This window comes from Streptomyces sp. S.PB5, assembly GCF_030403745.1.
Taxonomy (GTDB): Bacteria; Actinomycetota; Actinomycetes; order Streptomycetales; family Streptomycetaceae; genus Streptomyces.
In genome coordinates this window covers 1-1,269 of sequence record NZ_JAQMWP010000062.1, presented here as the reverse complement: position 1 = coordinate 1,269, position 1,269 = coordinate 1, and the positions used below count along the sequence as shown (strand labels likewise).

Sequence of the window (1,269 nt, the reverse complement as noted above, 5' to 3'; positions counted from 1 at the left end):
GGGGCCTCGTGCTGTTGAAGTCGTGTTGTCTGCTGAGGAGTTCGCGGAGCTGACGCGTTGGGCCGACGGGGCGGAAGGCGCTCGGCTGGCTGAGCGGGCGCGGATCGTTCTGGCCTGTGCCGGGGGACTGCCGACCGTGCGGGTCGCGGCGAAGCTCGGCGTGAGCGCGGATACGGCCCGCAAGTGGCGGACGCGGTTCGCCGAGCGGCGGATGGATGCGCTGGCGGACGCGCCGCGGCCGGGCCGCCGCAAGGCAGACCTGGTCCTCACCGACGATGAGCGCGCCCAGCTGACGCGCTGGGCTCGGCGCGCGAAGACGGCACAGTACCTCGCGCTGCGTGCGAAGATCGTGCTGCGGTGTGCGGAGGGCGGAACAAACAAGCAGGTCGCCGCCGAACTCGGTGTCAGCCAGCGGTCGGTGAACAGCTGGCGCTCCCGCTTCATCACCCGTCGGCTGGACGGGCTGGCGGACGAGCCGCGGGTGGGCCGGCCGCCGTCGATCCTGCTGGACCAGGTCGAGGACGTGATCGTGGCGACGCTGGAGTCCACGCCGGGCAAGGACACCCACTGGTCGCGGGCCTCGATGGCGAAGCATTCGGGCCTGTCGAAGTCGACGGTCGGGCGGATCTGGAAGCGGTTCGACCTCAAGCCGCATCTGCAGGACGCCTTCAGGCTTTCCACCGACCCGCAGTTCGTCGCCAAGGTCGTCGACGTCGTCGGCCTGTACCACAACCCGCCCGAGAAGGCGGTGGTTCTGTGCGTGGACGAGAAGAGCCAGATCCAGGCGCTGGACCGGTCCCAGCCGGTGCTGCCGATGATGCCGGGCATGCCCGAACGCCGTACCCATGACTACTACCGGCACGGCATCACCAGCCGGTTCGCCGCCTTCAACATCACTGACGGCACCGTCATATCGGAACTCCACCGCCGCCACCGGGCGATCGAGTTCAAGAAGTTCCTGACCCGGATCGACAAGACCGTGCCCGCCGGGCTCGACGTGCACCTGGTCTGTGACAACTACGCCACCCACAACACCCCCGAGATCAAGACGTGGCTGGGCAGGCACCCGCGTTTCCACGTCCACTTCACCCCCACCGGTTCCTCCTGGATGAACCAGGTCGAGAGGTGGTTCGGCCTGCTGACCGACAAGCTCATCCGCCGCGGCGTGCACACCTCCGTGAAGGCCCTGGAGGACGACATCAGGGCCTGGATCGATATCTGGAACGAGAACCCACGGCCCTTCGCCTGGACGAAGACCGCCGACGAGAT

1 protein-coding gene is annotated in these 1,269 nt (G+C 68.1%); it reads left to right on the top strand.

What is annotated here, in order from left to right:
• Nucleotides 1-22: 22 nt before the first annotated feature.
• On the top strand, nt 23-1,269 hold a 1,247-nt coding region (locus PH203_RS49560), incomplete at its 3' end, for an IS630 family transposase (protein ID WP_289929535.1).